A 3,470-nucleotide genomic window follows, 5' to 3' on the forward strand; every position below is an offset into this window, starting at 1 on the left:
CCCGGAGCCGGCGGACACGGACGACGAGCGGTCATCACACACCCCTGCGCGTCCTTCTGCAGCGCTCCCGACCCGATGTCAACAAACCACCGCTAGGGCCTGTGCCCGTTCTGTTGCCGGTGTCCCCAACCACGCCTATCCGTCTAAGGCACTGATCGCCAGCATTTGCCAACCGCGCAGAGATCTCCCGGAGGCGATCGGATCCTGTCGCCGCCGGGAGATTATCTGTGAGGCTGGGTGTGTCGGCACGGCCTGGACATAGGCAGAACCTCTGCGGTCTAGCCTCGCGGTTCTGCGTCAGGCTCGGCTGTGCAGTTGAGGTCTTCCGCAGGGCGGTGCCCGGTGGTGAGGAAGGTGGTGGTGGCGTCGTTGGCGCAGGTGTTGGTGCCGAAGGGGTAGAGGCCGTGGCCTCCCTGGTCGGCGGTGACCATCCTGGCCCGCTGGCCGAGGGCGCGCCGCAGGGTCTTCGCGCTGGCCAGTGGGGTGCCCGGGTCCCGCTCGTTCTGGACCATGAGCACGTTCGACGGGCCCCGGTCGCCGACCGTCACCTGCTTCTCGATGCCCTTGCGCGGCCAGAACGCGCAGGGGGTGATGCTGCCGGTGGAGCCGCCCAGCATCGGGTACCGCTGCCGGTCCGCCGCGGCGGCGCGCTGGTAGGTGTTCAGCGACCGCGACCAGCGGGAGTCGGCGCAGACCACGTGGTGGCGGGCGGCGGCCGAGTTCTCGGCCTCGTCGTCCAGCGGTGAGGACGGCGGTACGGGCTTGCCCTGGGAGAGTGCCTGCCACGACTTCGCCAGCGTGGGCAGGGAGGCGTTGCTGTAGAGGCGTTCGAAGGTCAGTCCGCGGAACTGCATGCCGTCTGTGGTGCCGACCGGGTGGGCGGTGAGGCGGGCGGCGAGCCGGTAGTACGTGGCGGTGACCTGTGCCGGTGTGCGGCCCAGCCCGTATTCGGGGTGCTTGGCCGCGTACGCGGCGAAGTCGGGGAAGCGGTCGTGCATCCCGCGGGCGAACTGCCGGAAGGCGGTGCGGTCGTAGCCGCCGGCGCCGACGTTGCTGTCGAGGACGATCCGATCGCCGCGGTCGGGAAACAGCTCAGCGTAGACGGCGCCGAGCCGGGTGCCGTAGGAGGCGCCGAGGTAGGAGATCTTGTCCTCGCCCAGGGCCGCTCGGATGCGGTCCATGTCGCGGGCGACGTTGGCGGTCGTGGTGTGCGGCAGCATCCAAGCGCTGCGGGAGGTGGCGCACTGGCGGGCGATGGTGCGGGCGTACGTCGCCTCCTTGGTTACGTCGGCCGCAGAGTGCGCGTACGCGGGGAAGGCGCCGCGCTGCAGCTGGGGCTTGGTCTGGTCGCAGGTGACCGGTGTGCTGCGGCCGACGCCGCGGGTGTCGAGGCCGATCACGTCGTAGGAGTCGAGCACGCTCTTCGGCAGCCCGGAGGCCGCGAGAAGAGCGGGATAGTCGAGCCCCGGGGCGCCAGGGCCACCGGGGTTGGTCAGCAGGGCACCGCGGCGTTTCGAGGGGTCCTTGCTCGCCAGCCGGGAGATTGCGATGTCGATCTTTCGGCCCTCGGGGTGCCGGTAGTCCAGTGGGACCTTGAGCGTCGAGCACTCCAGTCGAGAAGCGGCGTCGGCATCCGGCGCACCGGCCTTGCGCGTGTCGTCCTGCTCGGGGCACGGGCCCCACCGCAGGGACTCCGGCGCCAACGGTGTGTCCTCCATCGCTGCCGACGCTGTGGGTATGACGACCGCTGCCGTCGCGGTCACTGCCAGGGCTAGGGCCAGCTTCTTGCGGTGCATCCGAAGTACTCTTCTCGGGTCCAGGTGTTTCGGCATGCGGAAGAGGCTATGGCGCTGCCGATGACGGCACATCGGCCCTGCGGCTACGACGGCCTACGACCAAGGGCTAACCCTGGGTATTCAGCGGAATTGGACTGTCTGACGCCCCGATAGCAGAAAGGTGCCGTTGACCTGCGAGGATGCGAGTGTCTAGGTCGTATCCGCTGCAGAGAGCAAGGCACCTTTCTGGCGGTCGAGAGTACAGGGTGGGACTGTCGGCTGTCGGTGGTGGCTGACGGGAAGAGGCTGATCGGGCATGCCGGGGCGGTGCTGCTGCGCCGATGCGCGGACCGGACGGGGCGGACGGGGGCACTGTCGAAAGTGCTGCCGTCCAGTGCGGTGGCCGGCTGGCGGGACCGGGCAGGGGTGCTGGTGCACCTGGCGGTCGCGATCGTGCTCGGGGCGGCGAACTTGTCGGAGGCCGAGCAGCTCCAGCTTCACCATCGGCCGTTGTTCGGGCCCGAGGCATCGGACTCGACCGCCCGCCGTACTCTTGCCGCGCTTGACGAGGCCACCCTGGCGAAGATCGCCACGGTAAGGGCGAGGGTGCGCCGGCACGTGTGGGGCCTGCTGCATCTGCGGCCGGGCGGCTTCCCTGGCTGACGGTGGCGGGCAAGCGGCTGTGCGGCTGGATCGTCATCGACCTCGATGGGACGGTCATCACCTCCGCCTCGAAGAAGGCCGGGGCAGCGGTCACCTTCAAGAAGACGTATGGGTTTCATCCACTGGCCGCGTGGTGCGCGAACACCACGGAGTCCCTGGCTGAGCTTCCCCCGAGATGCGGGGAGTGGTGACAGCCGGTCCCACACCACGATCAACGGGGCCTTCAGTAGCTGGTGGGCGCCATCCAGCAGGCGGATGTAGTCCGTCTCGCCCAGCGAGCGGCGTTCACCCTTGCCTCCTGTGTGACGACGCGGCCGGTAGCACAGGCGGGCGGGCCGGGCCGGTGGCACAGCAGCCCGGCCACCGACAGGCGCCCGCGGCTGCGGCCGGGCACCTTCACGGTCGGGGTGATACCGCGCCTGCCCCAGGTGCGGCCCTTGGCCGGCCGGCCGGTCACACCGGCTTCGTCCTCGAAGCAGACGAATGCGCCGGTCGCCGCCCGGAGGGTTTTACCTCCTGCCAGGTCACCTCCCGCCATGCGGTGATCGCGTCCTCGTCGCGCTCGGCGGCGGGCCGGGCGGACATCTGCACTTCTGAAGCCCATACGGTGCAGGAGCCGGGTGACGCCGGAGACGCTGTAGGAGATGTGGAAATTCCGCCCGATCAGCGTGCGTACCCGGGCGGCGGTCCACACCTGGTCGTCACTCCAGCCATGTGCGGCCGGTCCTTCCTCCAGCCGGGCCGCGAGTCTGGCCTGCAGGTGGGGACCGAGCCGGCAGTCGTAGCCCGGCGCCCCCTTGGAATGCAGGGCCTCTGGCCCGCCGGCCTGCCAGGCACGGCGCCACTGGCAGACGGACTTCTCGCTCACCCGTAACTCCCGGGCGATGCAGGGGACTTTCACACCCTCCTCGCCGAGGTCAACGGCCCGCATCCGTACCTGTCGGCGACGGCCCAAATCCCCACTTTCCGACGAAAGCTGTCGCCGTAATTCCCCACCCCGTTGACGGCCGATTCCCCAGGGGGACGCCCGTC

Annotated in this window: 4 protein-coding genes; 2 read left to right on the forward strand and 2 right to left on the reverse strand. The window is 69.7% G+C overall.

What is annotated here, in order from left to right; genetic code table 11:
* Positions 1–278 precede the first annotated feature (278 nt).
* A complete protein-coding gene (locus tag ACFXB5_RS53070) occupies positions 279–1,832 on the reverse strand; it encodes an alpha/beta hydrolase (RefSeq protein ID WP_385223173.1) in 1,554 nt (517 codons plus the stop codon).
* A gap of 231 nt (positions 1,833–2,063) precedes the next feature.
* On the opposite strand from ACFXB5_RS53070, the gene ACFXB5_RS53075 reads away from it, so the two are divergent.
* Both ACFXB5_RS53075 and ACFXB5_RS53080 read left to right on the forward strand, forming a co-directional pair.
* On the forward strand, positions 2,064–2,438 hold the full coding sequence (locus ACFXB5_RS53075; protein WP_385223175.1) for a hypothetical protein: 375 nt from the start codon (positions 2,064–2,066) through the stop codon (positions 2,436–2,438).
* A gap of 2 nt (positions 2,439–2,440) precedes the next feature.
* Entirely contained in the window at positions 2,441–2,629 is a 189-nt protein-coding gene (locus tag ACFXB5_RS53080; protein ID WP_385223177.1) for a hypothetical protein, read from the forward strand.
* A 32-nt stretch (positions 2,630–2,661) separates the two neighbouring features.
* On the opposite strand, the gene ACFXB5_RS53085 is transcribed toward ACFXB5_RS53080, so the two are convergent.
* The gene (locus ACFXB5_RS53085) at positions 2,662–3,339 is read right to left on the reverse strand and encodes a winged helix-turn-helix domain-containing protein (protein ID WP_385223179.1); all 678 of its coding nucleotides are present in this window, start codon (positions 3,337–3,339) and stop codon (positions 2,662–2,664) included.
* Between the last annotated feature and the right edge of the window lie 131 nt (positions 3,340–3,470).

It is taken from the genome of Streptomyces sp. NPDC059455, assembly GCF_042750115.1.
Taxonomy (GTDB): Bacteria; Actinomycetota; Actinomycetes; order Streptomycetales; family Streptomycetaceae; genus Streptomyces; species Streptomyces endocoffeicus.